The organism is Pseudomonas sp. P1_F7 (genome assembly GCF_056405655.1).
Window position 1 is genome coordinate 50,562 of the sequence record NZ_JBFUBR010000004.1, and the last position, 18,788, is coordinate 69,349.

Annotated in this window: 17 protein-coding genes, 1 tRNA gene and 1 pseudogene; 17 read left to right on the forward strand and 2 right to left on the reverse strand. The window is 49.8% G+C overall.

The genetic code is table 11. From position 1 onward, the window contains the following. The first annotated feature begins 2 nt into the window (after positions 1–2). The 4 genes from AC1D1M_RS06445 (at position 3) to AC1D1M_RS06460 (ending at position 5,568) form a co-directional block, all read left to right on the forward strand. Positions 3–2,153 carry a hypothetical protein gene (locus tag AC1D1M_RS06445; protein WP_477774985.1) on the forward strand — a complete coding sequence of 717 codons (2,151 nt, stop codon included), beginning with the start codon at positions 3–5 and terminating at the stop codon, positions 2,151–2,153. Then, positions 2,134–2,685, forward strand: coding sequence for a hypothetical protein (locus tag AC1D1M_RS06450; RefSeq protein ID WP_477774986.1), 552 nt, complete (start codon positions 2,134–2,136; stop codon positions 2,683–2,685). Before AC1D1M_RS06445 ends, AC1D1M_RS06450 begins: the two co-directional genes overlap by 20 nt. Next, a complete protein-coding gene (locus tag AC1D1M_RS06455) occupies positions 2,678–4,108 on the forward strand; it encodes a site-specific integrase (RefSeq protein ID WP_477774987.1) in 1,431 nt (476 codons plus the stop codon). Before AC1D1M_RS06450 ends, AC1D1M_RS06455 begins: the two co-directional genes overlap by 8 nt. A 419-nt stretch (positions 4,109–4,527) precedes the next feature. Continuing rightward, positions 4,528–5,568, forward strand: coding sequence for a tyrosine-type recombinase/integrase (locus AC1D1M_RS06460; protein ID WP_477774988.1), 1,041 nt, complete (start codon positions 4,528–4,530; stop codon positions 5,566–5,568). 222 nt (positions 5,569–5,790) lie between these two features. On the opposite strand, the gene AC1D1M_RS06465 is transcribed toward AC1D1M_RS06460, so the two are convergent. Next, positions 5,791–6,957, reverse strand: a complete 1,167-nt coding sequence (locus tag AC1D1M_RS06465) for a restriction endonuclease (protein WP_477774989.1) — start codon at positions 6,955–6,957, stop codon at positions 5,791–5,793. Between the two features lie 540 nt (positions 6,958–7,497). Here AC1D1M_RS06465 and AC1D1M_RS06470 point away from each other — a divergent pair. The 5 genes from AC1D1M_RS06470 to AC1D1M_RS06490 all read left to right on the forward strand — a co-directional run bounded on the left by AC1D1M_RS06470 (position 7,498) and on the right by AC1D1M_RS06490 (position 10,111). Beyond that, positions 7,498–7,573 (forward strand) — tRNA-Phe (locus AC1D1M_RS06470). A gap of 193 nt (positions 7,574–7,766) precedes the next feature. Next, positions 7,767–8,222 (forward strand): VOC family protein, encoded by a 456-nt coding sequence (locus AC1D1M_RS06475; RefSeq protein WP_477774990.1) that lies wholly within the window; start codon positions 7,767–7,769, stop codon positions 8,220–8,222. A gap of 68 nt (positions 8,223–8,290) precedes the next feature. Next, complete coding sequence (locus AC1D1M_RS06480; protein ID WP_477774991.1) at positions 8,291–9,256, forward strand: endonuclease; 966 nt, start codon at positions 8,291–8,293, stop codon at positions 9,254–9,256. Between the two features lie 267 nt (positions 9,257–9,523). Further along, positions 9,524–9,805: a hypothetical protein gene (locus AC1D1M_RS06485; protein WP_477774992.1), complete on the forward strand. Its 282-nt coding sequence runs from the start codon at positions 9,524–9,526 to the stop codon at positions 9,803–9,805. A 78-nt stretch (positions 9,806–9,883) separates the two neighbouring features. Continuing rightward, entirely contained in the window at positions 9,884–10,111 is a 228-nt protein-coding gene (locus AC1D1M_RS06490) for an AbrB/MazE/SpoVT family DNA-binding domain-containing protein (protein ID WP_477774993.1), read from the forward strand. A 161-nt stretch (positions 10,112–10,272) separates the two neighbouring features. Here AC1D1M_RS06490 and AC1D1M_RS06495 read toward each other — a convergent pair whose 3' ends face one another. Beyond that, positions 10,273–11,109 carry an MliC family protein gene (locus tag AC1D1M_RS06495; RefSeq protein WP_477774994.1) on the reverse strand — a complete coding sequence of 279 codons (837 nt, stop codon included), beginning with the start codon at positions 11,107–11,109 and terminating at the stop codon, positions 10,273–10,275. A 402-nt stretch (positions 11,110–11,511) separates the two neighbouring features. Here AC1D1M_RS06495 and AC1D1M_RS06500 point away from each other — a divergent pair, with 402 nt between their 5' ends. The 8 genes and pseudogenes from AC1D1M_RS06500 (at position 11,512) to AC1D1M_RS06535 (ending at position 18,677) form a co-directional block, all read left to right on the forward strand. Next, positions 11,512–11,844: a carboxymuconolactone decarboxylase family protein gene (locus AC1D1M_RS06500; protein WP_226299699.1), complete on the forward strand. Its 333-nt coding sequence runs from the start codon at positions 11,512–11,514 to the stop codon at positions 11,842–11,844. Between the two features lie 280 nt (positions 11,845–12,124). Continuing rightward, complete coding sequence (locus AC1D1M_RS06505) at positions 12,125–12,877, forward strand: alpha/beta hydrolase family protein (RefSeq protein WP_477774995.1); 753 nt, start codon at positions 12,125–12,127, stop codon at positions 12,875–12,877. 199 nt (positions 12,878–13,076) lie between these two features. Continuing rightward, positions 13,077–13,272, forward strand: a pseudogene (locus tag AC1D1M_RS06510) (cache domain-containing protein); the annotation flags it as partial. A 32-nt stretch (positions 13,273–13,304) separates the two neighbouring features. Next, complete coding sequence (locus AC1D1M_RS06515) at positions 13,305–13,937, forward strand: response regulator (RefSeq protein ID WP_477774996.1); 633 nt, start codon at positions 13,305–13,307, stop codon at positions 13,935–13,937. Between the two features lie 415 nt (positions 13,938–14,352). Beyond that, a complete protein-coding gene (gorA, locus tag AC1D1M_RS06520; RefSeq protein ID WP_477774997.1) occupies positions 14,353–15,711 on the forward strand; it encodes a glutathione-disulfide reductase in 1,359 nt (452 codons plus the stop codon). A gap of 378 nt (positions 15,712–16,089) precedes the next feature. Continuing rightward, complete coding sequence (locus AC1D1M_RS06525; RefSeq protein ID WP_477774998.1) at positions 16,090–17,523, forward strand: NAD-dependent succinate-semialdehyde dehydrogenase; 1,434 nt, start codon at positions 16,090–16,092, stop codon at positions 17,521–17,523. An 84-nt stretch (positions 17,524–17,607) separates the two neighbouring features. Next, a complete protein-coding gene (locus AC1D1M_RS06530) occupies positions 17,608–18,105 on the forward strand; it encodes a CMD domain-containing protein (RefSeq protein WP_477774999.1) in 498 nt (165 codons plus the stop codon). After that, positions 18,102–18,677: a peroxidase-related enzyme gene (locus AC1D1M_RS06535; RefSeq protein ID WP_477775000.1), complete on the forward strand. Its 576-nt coding sequence runs from the start codon at positions 18,102–18,104 to the stop codon at positions 18,675–18,677. The genes AC1D1M_RS06530 and AC1D1M_RS06535 overlap by 4 nt, the downstream gene beginning before the upstream one ends. Positions 18,678–18,788 lie beyond the last annotated feature (111 nt).

Below are 18,788 nucleotides of genomic sequence, written 5' to 3' on the forward strand. Positions count from 1 at the left end.
TCATGCCAAAAATAAATATTAAACCAATGAGCTCCAGAGCAACATTATCTTTGCTTATAGAACAAGCCCGCCAGAACTTAGAAGGCACTATCACCTATTCCGCCTCTTGGCTAAAGGCGGGAGGTATCGGCTCGAGGGAATGGAAAGTAGTCGGCAAGAACAATGTAATAGTAACTATTAATTTTTCTGAATCTCTTCCTGACGGAAGCCTATTAACCGATCCGCATAACAAACTATTACTAGAAACGATTCAGAAGCAAGTTTTCTGCGTTCGAGCAGGATATCTGTCACCGCGAGTCGATCATTCTACATGGATGAAGTACGTACGCTTTTACATCAATATAGCAAGCTGGCAATGCCTATATAAAGAACGATACCAGCCACAGACATTCGGTTTCAAACTAATAAATGAGAACGCCTTTGAAGTGCTCATTGAACAATACTGCGAAGGCGGCTGGGCAGGGATTTTGCAAATAATTCCGAGGCTTTGTGAGTTATTTTGCGAACTGATTGACGAAGAATATCGTGATGAGAAACTCACACAACCCCAAATAGCAAAAATAATTAACCATTTGAAAACTAATAATCTATACGTTAGAAAAGGCAATATTAAAAATTGTGAAATTGGCTTGGTATCTAGAGACTACTTGGCAAAGATATTAGGCATTCACGTCACTGCTTTCAACCACATATATATCCGCACATTTCTACGACAGTTTGAAGTTTCCCTACAGCAGTCGATCTTGATTGAGGGAGTTAGAATAAGAGCACAGCACACATCTCATAAGACCGCCATTTTTGACAAGGACAAGACCGGGGAGATCACTAGGAAATCACTTATCCAGTTCCTGATTCTTCTGAAGTCACTTGCTGAAGGAAACTCAAACTTACCCGACGTCATGCCAAACTTTAAGTTTGACCATAAAGAGCACATGAAGAAATACAATATTAGAATGGATGGCCACACAAAGAAAATACCTTATTCCATTGGCATGTACGCTCTAGACAAAGCAGTACAATGGATTATGGTATATGGAAAAGCCATCGTAGGTGCGACGCTTGAAATCATTAACGCGTTTCATAACATCCCTCCTGGCGAATTAAAAGGGCGGAGCAATCGGCATCTACAAAGGCAAAAAATCTTTGAACAAATTATTTCTTCATATAACACACAACCCTTCGAAGGCCTACCTGCCCAACCATTGACCGACGCATTAAACATTTCTAAACTTACCAGCCAATCACACAGGGAAAGCACGAGCAAAAAAATGACATTTGCAGTTGCGCTTGAGTGCTTTGTAGCTGCGTGTGCGTTAGTAATCGGATTTACGAAACCCATTAGAATTAATGAGCTCGGTGCTATATTACGCGACTCGCTTAGTTATCAAACTAACGACGAGGGTGCTTTTATCAGGCAGCCTATACTTAAGAAGCGCGTTCCCATCGCACCCAACATCCGCCGCCCCATCCCTTACATAGCATCTGTTGCGGTTCAGCTACTAGCCGTGTTAGGCAACGGTCTGAAAGAAATATATCAAGATACGTCACCACACTCCGAACATCTTTTTTATTTCCCTTCTTCTAGAGGTTTTAATCAGCCAAGTGGAAAAAGAGTGGATTCACGAATCAATAATGCAATGAGGTCTTTCTGCGACATCATCGAAATTCCCGTGGATATTTATAAACGCCGTTGGTACATCAAAATCCACGAGATGAGGAAATTCTTCATTGTCACAATGTATAATCACGCAAAAGTATACGCAGACGATGCTATAAGGCATCAAGCCGGACAGGATGACCCACGTTACCTGCATGATTATCTTAGTGGCGACGTGCCAGAAGAAGAAATCATTAAATACAACATTGAAAACATCGAAGACAAACTAATCGAACTTGAACTTGGAAACCTTAATGAGAACGAAAACCAAGGGCTTGTAGCCTTATACAAACAAATATTGTCCACTATGAATATCACATCTTTAAAATCAAGAAACAAATTTGAATTTGACCAATTCCTCCAAGCGCTGCTGGCGAGCGACGGATTGCTCATTTCCACTTACACCATAAGGCTGACCACCTATGAGTCAGAAGTTTTCGATACAGAAATAGCTTTGAAATACGGGGAAGCTCAAGATGAAAAATTCCACCGTTGAAAACATACAAAGAAGACATGATTGGCTGCAGTCAGTTTTGGATGGAAAACTTAGCCTTACAAAATCTCACCAAGAAAAACTGGCCAACATGAAGACTTTTTGCACATTAGAGATCTTGAATGAATTCGATAAAATAAGTTACAACACCCTCAAGAACTTTTGTTTAGAACACACTCTTCCCGGCATCACTCATACTTCAGAGAATCTCTGGGAACACATGCGTTCGTTACGAGCAAAAATCTATTCCACTTACAGTCTAGTCACCCAAGATCTTATTGAGGACAAACCAACGCCTGAAATGATGATTAATGAAGCTTACAACCAAGCTCAGCTAGCTACATATGCCTATCTTGATTTATTTAGGTTTTTTAAAAACCTAGTGGAAACAGATACCAGCCTTAATAATGTAACCAAACTTCAGATAACCAACTTCTTATTCGAGTCAAATCTCAGATTTGAAGGCATTAGTACGAACCCAGCTTTGCCTCCGAAGGCGTGGAGTGTTATACAGGGAGGTAAGGTGGATGCCTAAGTTTCAGCTTTACCAAACAGGCATGGTATTAGAGATACCTTGGAGTGTGGTTTATTCTCGAAAAAAAGAAGCCGCAATCGTCAGAAAAAAAACTCTTTCGAAACAAGTCTATATGTTCTGGCCAAACGGCTCACCTTGCACTCTGATTAATATCTGGTTACAGCATGTAACTGTTCAGGCCACCGGCGACTCAGCCGAAACGTTTGCAATTCACATGACTCACTACATACGTTACTGCTTTAACCATGGTGCTCATTTACTCGCAGTTGACGATACGTTCCTCCTGGGCCTCTCAAATCATTTATTAGAAGGTAAAAAATTAAAAAAATCTGCCCTTACTGATGCTCGCAGTCCAAACCATGTCGCATATACCATTAGAAGAGTGATAGATTTTTTGATTTGGTATCAAGTGAATTATCGGCTCGTCTCGCAACCTAAGCTCATCGGGGAGTTAGGCACTGGTGCACAAGTGACAATTGAATGGAAGACTAACAGGCAAGGCCAGCTGATTCTGTACCACCCAGCGATTCCAACAGCGCGCCCCCCAGTGGGTGATAAAAAGCCCATGCCTGATAACTTCATCGGCAAGATTAGCGACACAATTTATAGGCTGAAAACCAGCCCCAGATATCCGTTCGATGTTACTGCTTCTCAACGGCGTGACGACTATATTGCGAAAAACGAATATTTATACAACCGTCGGCTAGCGACTCTTAAAATCGCGAAAATGACCGGCCTTCGTCCTGACGAGCTAAACAGCATCCCCCTAAACTTGAATCAACATCCGCTAGAAAAGAGAACCCTGTACATTCCAACATTGAAAACACGACAGGTACCTAGACCTATACGTGAATTCCCCCTATCGCTTGAGGAGGCGATCGAAATATCCATATACCTTAAAGCACGTACAACTTTCATAGCATATTTAAATATTGCACCCACAAAAGCCACATCCTTCATGCTTGCGCAAGATGGAAAAGCCATCGAGACACGATCCTTGGCGCGAGACTTCAGAAGGCTTTGTGAGTTATCTGGTCTCACAGATGTGCAAGTCTGCTTGTCCATGTTTAGACATCGTTTTATTACGACCCAGATAGCATATGAGATCGCAAAGGAATTGAAGCGAGATATAGCTCAGAAAGATTTGTGGATGGAGGCCGTCCAAAGAAGAATCTTAGCCAAAGTAGCCAAACTTACAGGCCATCGTGATCCGATGTCGCTGAAAAATTATTTCGATGAGGGATTTGCGATAGCGATAGCTAGTTTATCCGCGCCCTCCCCAAAACAAACAAAAATGCTTATACAACAACTTGAAATCAGGATACATGAATTGTCCAGGCACTCCACTATATATAGCGACCCAAATCTCGCCAAAGGAATTTCTGAGCTAGAACAAATCTTGTCAAAACTAAATTCCATTTAATAACTATTGAGTTATTCCAAGCATCTCTCGTTAATTGGGCTAGGCCACCCATAGCCCGCAGGATCGACTGCAACACCACCAGCTTTGCTTGGCTGACTAAGCCGGGCCTTAGGCTCGAATCAATAGCAGCGATCAACTTCAGCGACCATCGATGAGTGACCGCGCGATGAAGCTCAAGTTAGCGCCCGCTCACCAATCGACCGATAAGATCGAGGCCTGCTCCCGCTCCTAGACTCCTGCATTTCGAAGAGCCGTTTTCCTAGACAGGTCACAAAGCTGTGCTAATTTTAACTAATCGATTTCCTGGATCGAGCGGTCGGTTCGCAAAAGGCCATGGGCCTCAGGTTGTCATGATCTACTCCGTAGGCATTCGACAATAGTCAGAGGGCAGCCGACACCCTGACTATCGGAGAAATGCCATGCGCGTCCCGGTCTTCCCCTCAGATTTAATTCCCAAACGTCGATTCAAACACATTGCAAACGTGCTTCGCCGCCACTGGCCTAGCGCTAACGCCATCAGACTCATGACCGCTCAAGAGATTCTGGCTCAAGGGCTGGGCTATCGCGATTTTCACGATGTCTTGAGGTCATCAGAAAATTGGTTGCCGGATGCACCTGCCCCTACTCTTCCAGAGGTAAGGGACAGCGTCAGCACATCCATTTTTCAGTCTCTCAAGTCAAGCAATGCCGTAGGCATCGACGACCGCGATATCGAGCGTTTGGTCATGCTATTGCCGCTGCACGAACTTTTGGTCTTCCACAGCTTCCGGCAAGGGCAAACGGCCAACATCGGCAGGACAGACAGCCACAGTTCGAAAGTGCGTTCAGGGCAAAAATCCCAAGAAACGGCTCAAGGCGTACCCCATAAAGCATTAAATTCACCGGGTAATATGCCTTGGAAATCCGCGCGGCCCCTCGCATCCAGAAAATATTTGAGTGGGCTTGAGCTTGATGCCATCGCGAAGGTAGTCCACCGCAAAGCCATCCTGCGTGATCAGGTTTTGTGTTCGGTGCTGCTCTCTGGTATCCGTCAGTCTGAACTACTCCGGATCAAAGTCGAAAACCTAAACTACACCAACCATATGGTGATGCTGGACTTGCCAACCATCAAAGTTCGTACGTACCGGCAACGACGCGTTTTGACTGCAACCGAAGAATTGTTGGTTGCTACGTACGTTAAAGAAAGTGGGCTTTCTGACGGGGATTATCTGTTCCCATCCCGCAAGACCACTAGCCACCCAATGAACTCTCATGAGCTGAATAAGATCCTGCGCTCTTGGTTGTTGGAAGCTCAAATCGATCCGACGGGAGTGTCGACTCAAACAATACGGCGTTCTGTGATTTTTCGGTTCATCCAATCAGAGTCCACACAGCTGTCGTTGCTTAATTTGACAGGCCATAACCCGTCTGGATTGTGGCGTTACAACGGCTATTCGCGAAACAAGAAACCCAAAGCGTAAGGCATCGCTGGAAGGGGCCAAACTTCAGTCGGACGAAGCTTGGCCGCTCCTCAGTTGTCTAAATCTGAGTCAACAGCATTCTGACCTACCAAGGGAACCATCTCCATGCGACGTGCTACGACGTCAGTAGCTCTAGGCGCATGGATCCTATCAACTCGAAATACTGTCTCAAGGTGCCGTGCTGGGTAGATCTGCTTGCTTCGTGGATAGGCCCGCTAGAGTTTATTGATCGCCTCCTTCGGCCTGGAAAATTTCGATTAGCTTCTGGTTGTAGTCATCTAGGTAGCTCTGAAGCCCATCGCGGTCGATCAGACGGACGCCCGCTGTGCTGGCTAATTCCTTTGCTGACTTCGTGTAGTAGGAGTTGGTAACGACCATGGCCTCGTCGCACCCATAAAAGGCTTTTGCGGAAATGGCTTGCTGAACCGCCGCGTTGCCTACGGAGCCGGAGTAGTTCTTGGCCTGGATCACCATGTTTTTGCCGAAGCGGCTGACGAATAGATCAGCGCCTTGATCTGCAGTCTTCTTGGTTTCTTTTACGTCGTAGCCGATGGTCTGAAAAATCTCAACCAGGAAGGCTTCGAATTGAAACCCGTCCATGGCATCCACTAGGTACATGGTGATGAATTGGTTCGGATTGAAATGCTCGAGCTGTGATCCCAGCCGCTCAACGAGAATGTCGAAATAAATCTCCTCACAAAGGCTCAAGCCATTTCGAAAAGCCTGTAGCGGAAGGAGTGGTACACCAGATGTGGAGGCTGCTTGGGGATTGAACTGGACATTGGGAAATGGAACGTCATTTTCCCAAAGGTAGTAGTAGAACAAGGCCAAGTCAGACCTGAACGTTGTCCCGGCCTCTTCAATCCAGGAACGTAAGGTGTCGGCCAGATCAGCTCGAATGTGGCGTGTCAGCTCTCTTGAGAAACCCAGGTAGGCAGAGTTGAAGGCTGTGGTCTGCAGCAACTTGTCTAAGAGAGATGGAAGACCTTCAAGCTCGTCAAAGCCTTTGCGGATCAAGACCTCCCTGAAAAGCTCCCTCTCGCTGTACACACCCTCCAATCGCGGGCCGGGCACGCCCGCGTCTTCACTGCCCCCCGCGCTTTCACGAGTGGTATGAATGAAGTTTGTGAAGTAAGGCTGCTTCAGCTCCGCATATTTTCTCAACACGTTGTTCAGAAGGTCGTTGAGCTGAGCTTGCTCCTTCTTTTTACCGAGAAAGTCTTTTATCAGGCCTTTGGATCTGTATTGGAAATCCGGGTAGAACGACGGATCCAGAGGAGTGAGGTGCCGCAAAGTGAGCTCTGAAGACGGCGAAACTTGGGAGCCCATGCACCAAGGGCACGTTGTCTCAAAGGTCGTCCTGTTGCATCCATTGCATTGGTAAATCATCGATTTCCTTCCTGAACTGAAGATAGCGAGTCATGACGAGATAAATTGTTTTTAAGGCAAAAAATTCAAGCGGGCCAGCAGCCGATTGAGCACTCGCTTTAGACCAGTAACTGGAAGGTGTCTTCGTTTACTGAGTCGCTACGGTCGATCCTGGAGATGGGCCTTCGCTAAAGGTGTAGTTGATAACGACGTCATTTCTGATCAGGACATCCAGAGTTTTCTGATTACCTGTTGTCGTAACCTTCATCGTTACGACATAGCTTTGTGCATGAGCAGTGCCGTTCGTGTAGGTGGTCGACCGATCAGATAGAGGACTGCTTCTGTCTCTACTCTCGTGCCCAGCATTTCCAAGGGACACCTCGAACCCAGTCCTTGCACGGGTGACTTCATACTCGCTTATGACCTGAGCCAGATAACCACCTCCAGCTCACGATTTTTGAGGTTTCCACATTACGGATAAACGTAAGCATAGGTATTAATTGGTTTTTTTTGATTTCGTGCTTGACGCCTCGGCCGTAAAAAACGTTTAATTCCGCCGCGGCCCAGATAGCTCAGTCGGTAGAGCAGGGGATTGAAAATCCCCGTGTCGGCGGTTCGATTCCGTCTCTGGGCACCATTACTTCTAAACCCCTGACTCCTTATGGTTTCAGGGGTTTTCTATTTGCGGGCACCGCAGCTGTTTGTAAACACACAATCTATCTACCCCCTTTAAGAGCGCATGCATTTAAGTCTCCGATTCGAGGGCTTAGTGCTAGGCGTCCTGCTACGCTGGCCTCTTCCATGGACGCCGGTTCAACAGGAGGGCTGCAATGGATCTGAAGTTCAGTCACGTAGATGTACTGGTTAATAATCTCGACGAAGCCTGTGCTTACTACGCACAGATACTTAATGCCAGGATCTCCAAAACGCTCGTCTGGGAACGAGGTGGTCTGCACGTGCGCTACGCGATTGCGCTGATCGGCCAAGAGCGTTTCATGCTGGTACAGCCGTTGGCGGGGAACCTGAAAGAGCTATTGGATTCTTCGGGTGAAGGGATGATTTACCGCCACTGCTACTCGACACCGGACATCGAGAAAGCCTATGACAAATTGATGGTCGCCGGTGTTCAGCCAGAAGACGAAAATGGAGAACCATTGGCTCGCGCGAACCTGCAATCTCCGTCCGGGGCACGCATCATCTGGTTGCCCAAGCGCTTCGGGCACTTCTCTATCGAGATACTGGAAGACAAGGCGCTAGAGGCATTTATCGAGGCTGCGTTTATCTGAGAAATGCTGCGATGGGCGTGGGGCATCGTGAGTACAATGCGCCCCCCCTAACTTGCTAATGCTTTCCAATGAAAAAACTGCTGTCCGTAGTAACGCTTGCCCTCTCAGTAATTACCCCCGCCTTCGCAAGTCCTCCATCGACCTTTTCCGAAGCCAAGGTCATAGCCAAGCAAAAAATCTACCTCGACCAGGCGAACAGCTCCATGGGCGAATTGTATTGCGGCTGCAAATGGACTTGGGTTGGCATATCAGGCGGTCGTATCGATGCTGAGTCATGCGGCTATCAAACCAGGAAACAGCAGAGCCGTGCTGAGCGGACTGAGTGGGAACACATTGTTCCTGCCTGGACATTCGGTAATCAACGCCAATGCTGGAAGAATGGCGGTCGAGAGCACTGTGTGGACGATGATCCCGTGTTTCGAGCAATGGAGGCAGACCTGTTCAACCTCTACCCATCTGTTGGGGAGGTGAATGGCGACCGTAGTAATTTCAACTACGGCATGGCCTCCGGGGTAGCGCCGCAGTATGGGCAATGCAAGACGCGGGTTGATTTCGATCAACGAGCTGCGGAACCACGTGACGAGGTCAAAGGGTTAGTCGCCAGGACAACCTTCTACATGTTCGACAGATACAGCCTGAGCATGTCTCGGCAACAGCAACAGCTACTGATGGCCTGGGACAAACAGTACCCGGTTTCGTCTTGGGAGAAGGAGCGAGACCGACGCATTGCAGCAATCATGGGGCACTCCAATCCATTCGTGACTGGCGAGCGTCGATGGTCGCAAGGATACAAGGCAGTTGGTGACGGGGTGGTTAGCGCCGTTCCTGATAGCCCTACGCGAGCCGTAGCCCAAACAACTCTAGCAAGTGCGGCCGGTGTAGGGACGATCATAGGCAATAGGAAAAGCCAGGTGTATCACCTCGCCTTGGGATGCCCTGGCTATGGTCAGGTGTCTGAAAAAAATCAGGTCTCCTTCACGTCAGAATCTGAGGCCCAAGCGGCAGGATATCGAAAGGCAGGCAACTGCAAGTAATTGCTGCTTCTTGAAAGCCGGCCTCGCGAAACCAAGGCCGTCTCCCAGCGGGAGGCTGAGACATGCGATCTGTATTTTCCATTTCACACTTGATAACGTCATTGACCACAGGCGGTTGCTGCTAAGGCTTGGTAGGCTCACACATGCTTGTGTGGCTGTTAATCCATTATTGCAATTCCGCAATCTATATCGACGATTCCGCTCTCATCATCCAGCCAATGAGCCAATCGAACACTCAGTTCCTGACTGCCCACTAGGAGTACCAAATTGCTTAATCGTCCCGACAAAGACGCGCTACGTGCGATGCTGGAATCACAAGTTCAAGAAAAACTACAGCACGACCCAGACGCGGTAACGACTTATGCAGCCAAGCCAGTACCTGAACGAAAGCCGTACATCAGCAAACCCACGGTTCAGGACAAAGCATTTCACAGAGAACTCGAGCAAATGCGTACAGATGCAGAAACAGGAGTGATACACACGCCTAAGCGCAAGCCAGAGGACGGGGGTACTCCTAGCCTTAGGCTTGATGATTATCCGGATCTGTAAAACGTGCCACTGAGAATCTACAGGCAGGAGCGGCTTGCCGGTTCAAAGCAATGGAGACCACACGTGAGAAAGCCACCTATGAAAATCACCATCGAAGAATGGGACGGCGACGGCGCAATACGGATTCCTGATGAAGCACTACAGGAGCTGGAGCTTGATGTTGGCGACTCGCTGTATTTGATTGAGGAATTTGTCGGCAATACGCGATGCCTAGTTCTTTCAAAAACGGCTCATATCGCAGATCGAATAGATGAGCTCACTGAAACCTGGGATAGCGGACAGCTTGGCAACGCCGAGGTGAAATAAGGCAGTCGTAATGCGCTTCCGTGACTCGCCCAGGGCGTGAGAAGACTTGGGGTCGAGCCGGGCTTAAGCCCGAAGGAGCGATAGGCAAATTAGCTTTAGCTCCGCAGCCCAACAAGTCGCCTTTCCGTCTGCGTTTCAGCACGCCCCCTTACCCGCCCAGCTCAAGGCTTCCTTTTGCAATGTGATTCGCGCGCACCATATCCCCAAGTGATTATCGTCTCGGACTGATGCTCCCAAAGGGACTCATTGCGCCCAAGGTACTTGATGCTACTGCCACTTGGCTGCTGGTACATCAGCGATACGCTATCTCCACGCTCGGCGATTAATGTCGGCGGATCGGTTTTGAAGAACATGGCAGTAACCTCGTTAGCAGGGTTGCCGTCGCACTCGTAATAAACAGGCCCTGTGCCCGATACCAGTCGATACCGTGCCTGCAACTCGGCGATGCGGCGCTGGTATTCCATGCGTACGCATGCGCGGACGTCATCGTTCTTCCAGCAGTCGTCGCGCCCCTTGATCCATCCACGTTGCTCAGCTTTGAGCGTGGGAGGATGCTCGTTGCCGGCCTTGATACTCGCACTGGCATAAACTTCCGACAGCTTGCGATCAAGTGCGGATAAGGCCTTGTCCTTACATATCATCGCTTCGATACCACCGGGCTCCACCTTGCCGCAATCGTAAGAAGGGCCAGATTTCACACTGGCCGTCAGCGATTTTTCGGTGCCGCTCCCAGTCGGCTGCATCGCCTGGGTCTGCTGATCAATGTACTGGCACCACTTTTCAGAGCTTCGTTCAGGAACGTTTGCCCCACCGCGAATTCCTAACTTGAATTCGATCACCGATTTCCATTCGTCGGAGCCTACATCCGGCCCGTGTCCTTGCGCATCGGCAGCCGGCAGTTTCTTGTCGATCGCCTGGTACCATGCGTCAGAGCATATGGATTGCGCCTGAACAAAACCTGCGGTACCAACAAACAACAAGATCAGATACTTACTCATGTGAAGTCCTTTTTGATCTCAACAGTCGCCAAAGATCTGGGCATGAGTCGTTCCTTCAGAAGTGCGGGATGTCTCTATGAACCTTAGACCCTCTTGACGATGCGGGTTACGTGTCGCCTATTCAGGTGCAGAAGCAAGACTCACCCGCCGCCCAACAAGCACAAATCCAGCACAGGCAGTGGTTTGCGTGGAGTCAGACTGGGTCAGTGACATCTCGGCAACTGTGTGTATTCGGCATCGGCATGCCCTCTCCTTTCCCCTCTGCAACGCCCCCAGTCCACATACGATCCAACCGGGTATCGCGTCCTCCCTTGAAAGCCTACCATCTAGATGGTAGATTGCACTCAAGTTCACAACTTCCTCCCGTAAACCTACAGGGCGCCACGCCCAAGTGAGTATCCCATGCAAGATTGGAATCAAACTCGTAAAGACATCAACGCCCGCCTGGTACAGCTGAATGGCCTGTCTCCAGAGACCATGAAAGGTGTGGCTTCCCTAGGGGGCGCCGGCGCAAAAACAAACCACCTGGATGCCAAAACGCGGGAGCTGATTTCGTTAGCTGTAGCAGTGACTACTCGCTGCGATGGCTGCATCGCATTCCACGCTGCTGAGGCCAAGAAAATTGGCGTAACTGCTGAAGAGGTTGCTGAAGCCTTGGGTGTAGCAATCAACATGAACGCCGGCGCGGCTCTGGTTTACAGCACTCACGTGCTGGACGCCTTCGACAAAGAGTAATTGGGAGCGCTTATCTGAAGATAGGCTCTTACTGAGGCAGTCCGTCCGCTGTTCAAACCTGAGGATTGGCTGCCACGACCGAGAGCGTCTGACATGAGAAAGTCGCAAAATCCGATTCAAATTTATGTGTGTTCAGATTTCGTCTGCCCTTTATGCTGGATTGCTAAGCGGCGCTTTTAAGCAGCCCTTGAGCAGGTGTGTGCACAAGCATCTGGCAGAGAAAATCCTGCGCCTACCGGTTCACAGACCAAGTAGTAGAGCCGTTCAAGGAAAATTCATCATGAGCAAACAAAAGATAACGTTCCGAAACCCCCAGGGCATAAGCCTGTCAGGTCTGCTTGAAACGCCGGAGTCGCCCAGAGCCTACGCATTGTTCGCTCACTGCTTCACCTGTGGAAAGGATATTAAAGCTGCCGCCAGAATTGCTAAAGCGCTAGTCGACAATAATATCGCTGTGCTCCGGTTTGATTTCACAGGCCTAGGCAGCAGTGATGGCGACTTCTCCAACAGCAATTTTTCCTCCAACGTTGCCGACCTGGTAGCGGCAGCGGAGTATTTGCGTGATACATATCAGTCTCCATCCATCTTGATTGGCCATAGTTTGGGTGGAGCCGCAGTCATAGCGGCGGCGAAGCACATTCCAGAGGCAAAGGGCGTGGTGACAATCGGTGCCCCTGCTGAAGCGGCCCATGTAATGAAGCAGTTCAAAGGTCACGTAGAAGCGATCAGAGACATTGGTGAATATAAAGTAATGCTGGCCGGAAGAGAGTTTACTATAAAAAGACAGTTTCTCGATGATATTGAAGCCCAACAGCAGGATACAAATATCGGTAACCTACGACGCGCACTGCTCGTTTTTCACTCCCCGGTGGACAGCGTTGTTTCAATAGAGCAAGCCAAAAAAATTTACCTGACAGCTAAACACCCAAAAAGCTTCATTTCTCTCGACTCGGCAGACCACTTGCTTACTAACAATCAGGATGCGGATTATGTAGCGTCATGCATTACCGCCTGGAGCTCTAGATATCTGTAATCCTAGGTTTTGCTTCCCGCTGAAAATGCCATTACCAGGTCTACTCACATGTTAAATATTGACATCAAAAGGAGCCAGAGAACAAGAAAGAGAGATACCACTTTCCTGCGATAGTGAATCGACACAACGATGAGAGAAAGTTGCGACCAAAAGAAGTTCAAGGTCGATAATGCTCTTGATAATTATGAGTACAAGTTTCTCTCGGAGGTTGAGGTTTATCGACGATGGCATCGGCTAACGTTGTTAAAGTTGAGCGTCGCCATGCTGGGATCGGATTGAGGAACATACGCGAGCGCCTCGAGCACTTTGGTGCCGGATTTCATATGGCATCAGCACCTGGCCGGAGCAAGCTGGATGTCGTGATATCCATGAGTATTCCCTGTAAGAAAATCTGACTTATCTACATCGATAACGGTGGGCACCCTTAATGAACTTATCAACACAAGTCCGTTTAGCCTTGGTCGATGATCACACCTTAGTGCGCGATGGGATCAGGGCTCTACTATCCGTCATTCCGACTGTAACCGTGGTTGGTGAGGCTGAAAATGGCGAGGATGCTATGGTGATGGTTGAGCACTGCAATCCAGATCTTCTGCTGGTCGACATCAACCTTCCCGACATGAACGGTCTTGAGCTGACGCGACAAATACGCGACAAGTACCCCACCCTGAAGGTGCTCATACTCAGCATGTATGACAGCAAAGAGTATGTAAGTGAATCCCTACGCTCCGGCGCGAGTGGCTATGTATTGAAAAATGCACCCTCAAGAGAGATTGTCGCTGCGATTGAAGCAATTAAAAATGGAGGTACCTTCTACAGTCCTGAAATCGCACAAAAGTTCCTTCTAGATGATGGTACTACCAACACACTAACGCCCCGGGAAAACCAAGTTTTATATAAAATTATCCAAGGGTTGAACAACAAGGAAATAGCACGAGTACTGGATATCAGCGTCAGGACTGTAGAAACCCATCGTGTGAGTATTCGACGCAAACTCAACATAGACAAACCTGCTGCATTGATAAAGTATGCAATAGACCATGGAATAATTCCGAAATAAGGAATTTTAGCCCGTGGTTGTGGCGTGTTATTCAACTCATGCTTATGACTTCCCATCGGAACTGTATCGCTCATCCGGGACAGAAGCCACCTAACATATCCACCTGATGTGGGCGTCACTGCTCATGCTAGTGTTCGATATAAATGTCGACGAGAGTTGGCGAATTTGAGTGCTAATTGGTTTCTAAGTTCGCAGCCCGCCCCCTCTCCTCCCCCCCCATACCCCTCATACGATGAAACAAATCGGCTAGTCATTGCCAGCATACCAACCGAATGGTAGGTTTCGATCAACCTCTGGAAATTTCCAGGTAACCCTACGCGGCCTGTACTCGATGAGTTGCTGACTTCCTACGACAGTCAGGCCCGCTATTAGCCAACCAAGTCATCACTCTGGTTGCCTGCCACGGAGATTGAAAATGCCCTATGATTTTGACCTTTATGTAATTGGTGCAGGTTCCGGCGGTGTGCGGGCTGCACGTTTCTCCGCCGGTTTTGGCGCGAAAGTGGCTGTGGCCGAAAGTCGCTACCTGGGTGGTACGTGTGTGAACGTTGGCTGCGTGCCGAAAAAACTGCTGGTCTACGGAGCGCATTTCGCCGAAGACTTCGAGCAGTCGCAAGGTTTTGGCTGGACTTCGGGCGAGGCGAAGTTCGATTGGGCGACGCTGATTGCCAACAAGGATCGCGAGATCAATCGCCTGAACGACATCTATCGCAATCTGCTGATCAACAGCGGTGTCACCTTGCATGAGGGCCACGCGAAAATCGTCGATCCGCATACCGTCGAGATCAATGGCGAGCGCTACACCGCCAACAACATTCTGATCACTACCGGTGGCTGGCCGCAGATCCCCGAGATTCCGGGGCACGAACATGCGATCAGTTCCAATCAGGCATTCTTCCTTAAAGAGCTGCCCAAGCGCGTTCTCGTGGTCGGTGGTGGTTACATTGCCGTGGAGTTCGCCGGGATCTTCCACGGCCTAGGTGCCAAGACCACGCTGCTGTATCGCGGTGATCTGTTCCTGCGCGGCTTCGACGGTGCGGTACGCAAACATTTGCAGGAAGAGTTGACCAAGCGTGGTATGGATCTGCAGTTCAACGCCGACATCGAGCGCATCGACAAACAAGCCGATGGCAGCCTGAGAACAACCCTCAAGGATGGTCGTCAGCTTGAGGTGGACTGCGTGTTCTACGCTACCGGTCGACGTCCGATGCTCGACAACCTGGGCTTGGAAAACACTGGCGTCAAATTCGACAAGAAAGGTTTTGTCGAGGTCGATCAACAGTATCAAACCGCTGAACCGTCGATCCTGGCCCTGGGCGATGTGATTGGTCGCGTGCAGCTCACGCCGGTCGCACTTGCTGAAGGCATGGCCGTTGCTCGGCGCTTGTTCAAACCTGAGCAGTATCGCCCGGTGGATTACAAGATGATTCCGACGGCAGTGTTCAGCCAGCCTAACATCGGCACCGTCGGGTTGACCGAAGAAGAGGCGCGAGAGGCCGGGCGCGAAGTGGTGATCTTTGAAACCCATTTCCGGCCGATGAAATTGTCGCTGACCGAATGCCAGGAGCGCACTTTGATGAAGCTGGTGGTGGACGCCAAGACCGACAAGGTCTTGGGCTGTCACATGGTCGGGCCGGATGCCGGCGAGATCGTCCAGGGCTTGGCGATTGCCTTGAAGGCAGGCGCGACCAAGCGCGATTTCGACGAAACCATCGCCGTGCATCCGACGTCCGCCGAAGAGTTCGTCACCATGCGCACGCCGGTAGCGAGCTAATCGCTCTTCGGTATATCTAGTGCGTCCGGCTCAGTCGCAACGACAGCAGCCAGACGCACGCTTTAATCCTGGTGTACCTGCTGTGGAGATATTCCTCCCTGTTTACCTCTGAACGACTACGGTCAGAAACACCCATGTAGTAGGCGCGCAATCGTACCAGACGCATCGATTAAATAATTTTTTTACAAACCGCATAATTTTTGGAAACAAATTCTAAATTCGAGCCTCTTCTTGAAAAATACGGAAAATTTTTCGTTGGGAGATGCCCTATATTTTATTGAAGCCCATGTGTCGTTGATAGCTTGTAGCTGAGCACCACAATGAGTTTTTAGCCAAGCCGTGGGACGTTGAAACCATTAGCAACTATGAGAGGTGATCATGGAACAAATACCATTGTTTATTGGCGGTGTATGGCGTAACACGCATCCCAATGAATCGATCCCCGTAATCAATCCGGCAACAGAAGAGCAGATCGGACTCATTGCGAAAGCTAGCTTGGCTGACATCGAGGATGCGGCAATCGCTGCCGAAAAAGGTTTTGCCACTTGGAAGCAAGTATCTGCACTTGATCGCGCAACGATTATGCACAAGGCAGCAAACCTGATTCGGGAACGCGCAGAAAATATTGCTCTTGTTCTCACGACTGAGCATGGAAAGCCCTTGGCAGAGGCGATGGGTGAAGTCGCCGCGACCGCAGACACAATCGATTGGCATGCTGAAGAAGGCAGACGCGCATACGGTCGTGTCATCCCTTCCCGTGCATTAGGGATTCATCAGTTTACTTTGATGGAGCCTATCGGGCCTGTTGTGGGTTTCGCCCCATGGAATTTCCCGCTCATTCAAGCTGTGAAAAAGGTCGCAGGTGCTCTGGCCGCCGGGTGCTCAATCATTCTGAAGGGCGCAACCGAAGCACCAACGTGTGCTGTCGAACTCGTTAAAGCATTTGCGGATGCAGGTGTTTCGCCTGGCGCAGTTAACCTGCTGTTTGGCGATTCAGGGCAGATTTCCGAGTGTCTGATAGCTCATCCCTCGATCCGGAAAGTCACCTTCACCGGATCGACTCCAGTGGGCAAAAAGCTTGCGAGCCTCGCGGGGCTTCATATGAAGCGATCTACTATGGAGCTCGGCGGTCACGCACCGGTGATCGTTATGGACGACGCGGACATCGCTACAGCTGTGAAGATTTCCGTCGCTGCCAAATACCGAAACGCGGGGCAGGTCTGTGTATCCCCTACCCGCTTCCTGGTTCACTCAAAAGTGTTCGACGAGTTTGTCACCCGCTTCGTAGACGGCGCACGAGCAATCAAGGTAGGCGACGGTCTCGATCCGCAGGTAAATATGGGCCCTATGGCTCACCGTGGCCGCCTTAAGGCGACTGAGGAACTCGTGGCGGATGCTGTGTCGCGTGGAGCGACGCTAGAAACAGGCGGCAACCGCATCGGCGATAGAGGTTACTTTTTCGAACCTACTGTTCTGACAAACGTACCGGTGTCCGCCCTCGCCATGGTTGATGAACCCTTCGGCCCGATTGCAATAATCAACTCGTTCGATGACATCGACGAAGCCATCAAGGAAGCGAACAGACTGCCATACGGTCTTTCTGCGTACGCCTATACGCGATCGCTTAGCTCAGCCAACAAGCTGTTCAACGGTATCGAATCTGGTGCTATCTCGATCAACCATCACAGCGTTGCTCTGCCCGAGCATCCTTTTGGCGGGGTCAAGGATTCAGGATACGGAACCGAAGGTGGGCCTGGCGCACTGGACGCTTTCATGACCACGAAATTCGTTTCGCTCGCGAGCGTTCTTTAAGTTTTGGCAAATACGATTTTTTAGTTTTGTTACCGAGAATTGCTGCACTCAAGAAATAACGCGTCGCTAACTATCGGAACTTATATGCTGACTCCAAATATCATCGAGCGTCTTGTCGGCGCTAACGAAAATTCTCCCCTAGCGCTGGCGATTGCTGAGCGGGCAGAGATCATGGCACTCAGTCAAGCGAGCCATGATGCCGTGATCATTCCAAAGGAACCAGGCGGCCTCTCGCATGCGGAACGCGCAGCCCTTGCTGAACGAATCGCCCGGCTGAGCAACTCTGAGGAACTGGCTGATCATTACCATGCGTGCCTTGAGACCGCAGGCGGTGATGAAAACCTGTATGTCGCCGCCAATCCTGAGCAGGCTGCATTCGGGGACGAGCGCTTCATGGAGATCATCCGATTCACAGATCTGGTCACCAGAAAACCGCGAGAAGCTACTAAGCAAGATATCGATGCGTTGAAGGCAGTCGGGATCTCAGAGCCGGATATCGTCAGGCTAACTGAGGTGCTCGCGTTCGTTAACTACCAGCTTCGCGTCGTAGCAGGATTCAAACTCGCAGGAGACATGCAATGAGCCAGGTCGTGCATAATTTCACCGTATCAGTGCCTCACTGGTCGCCGTACATCAAACCAGTAGAGTTGGAAACCGCTAGTCAAGAACAGCTCGATGCGATGAAGGTGACCCCATCGAGCAAAAAGATTTCGGAATATGTGCTCACCCTTGCTCATGATCCCGAATCGCTTGCGGTACGCTCTCCTTTGTTCAACGCCATCATGTATGGCCGCGCCGGACTTCCTCCTGCTGAACGGGAACTTGGGGCAATTGGCTCTTCGATCGTTAACCGTTGCGTTTACTGCGCTGCAGTACACGGTGCCCGATACAATCAGCTGACTAAAAGTACAGAGCTGGTTGCAAAAATCTTTGCTGATGAAGCCGAGGCACAGTTGGACGAGCGCTCCCAAGCGTTGTTCGACTTTGCAGTGGAATTGGCCAAGTCACCTCCATCGCTAAAAGCCCAACATACCAATGCATTGAAGGAGCTTGGCTTTGACACGCTCGGGGTTGTTGACCTGGTACTGGCAACGGCCATCTTCGGATGGGCGAATCGTCTGATGCACGTTTTAGGTGAACCCGTAAAAATCTGATCCGCACATCAACCACTAACGGGCAGCCACGAACTGCCCGTTAGCAAAACACTTTGTCGCTGCACTCCCGCCATGCAACTCATCCCCCTTCGCCTCCCCTAGATCACCGAC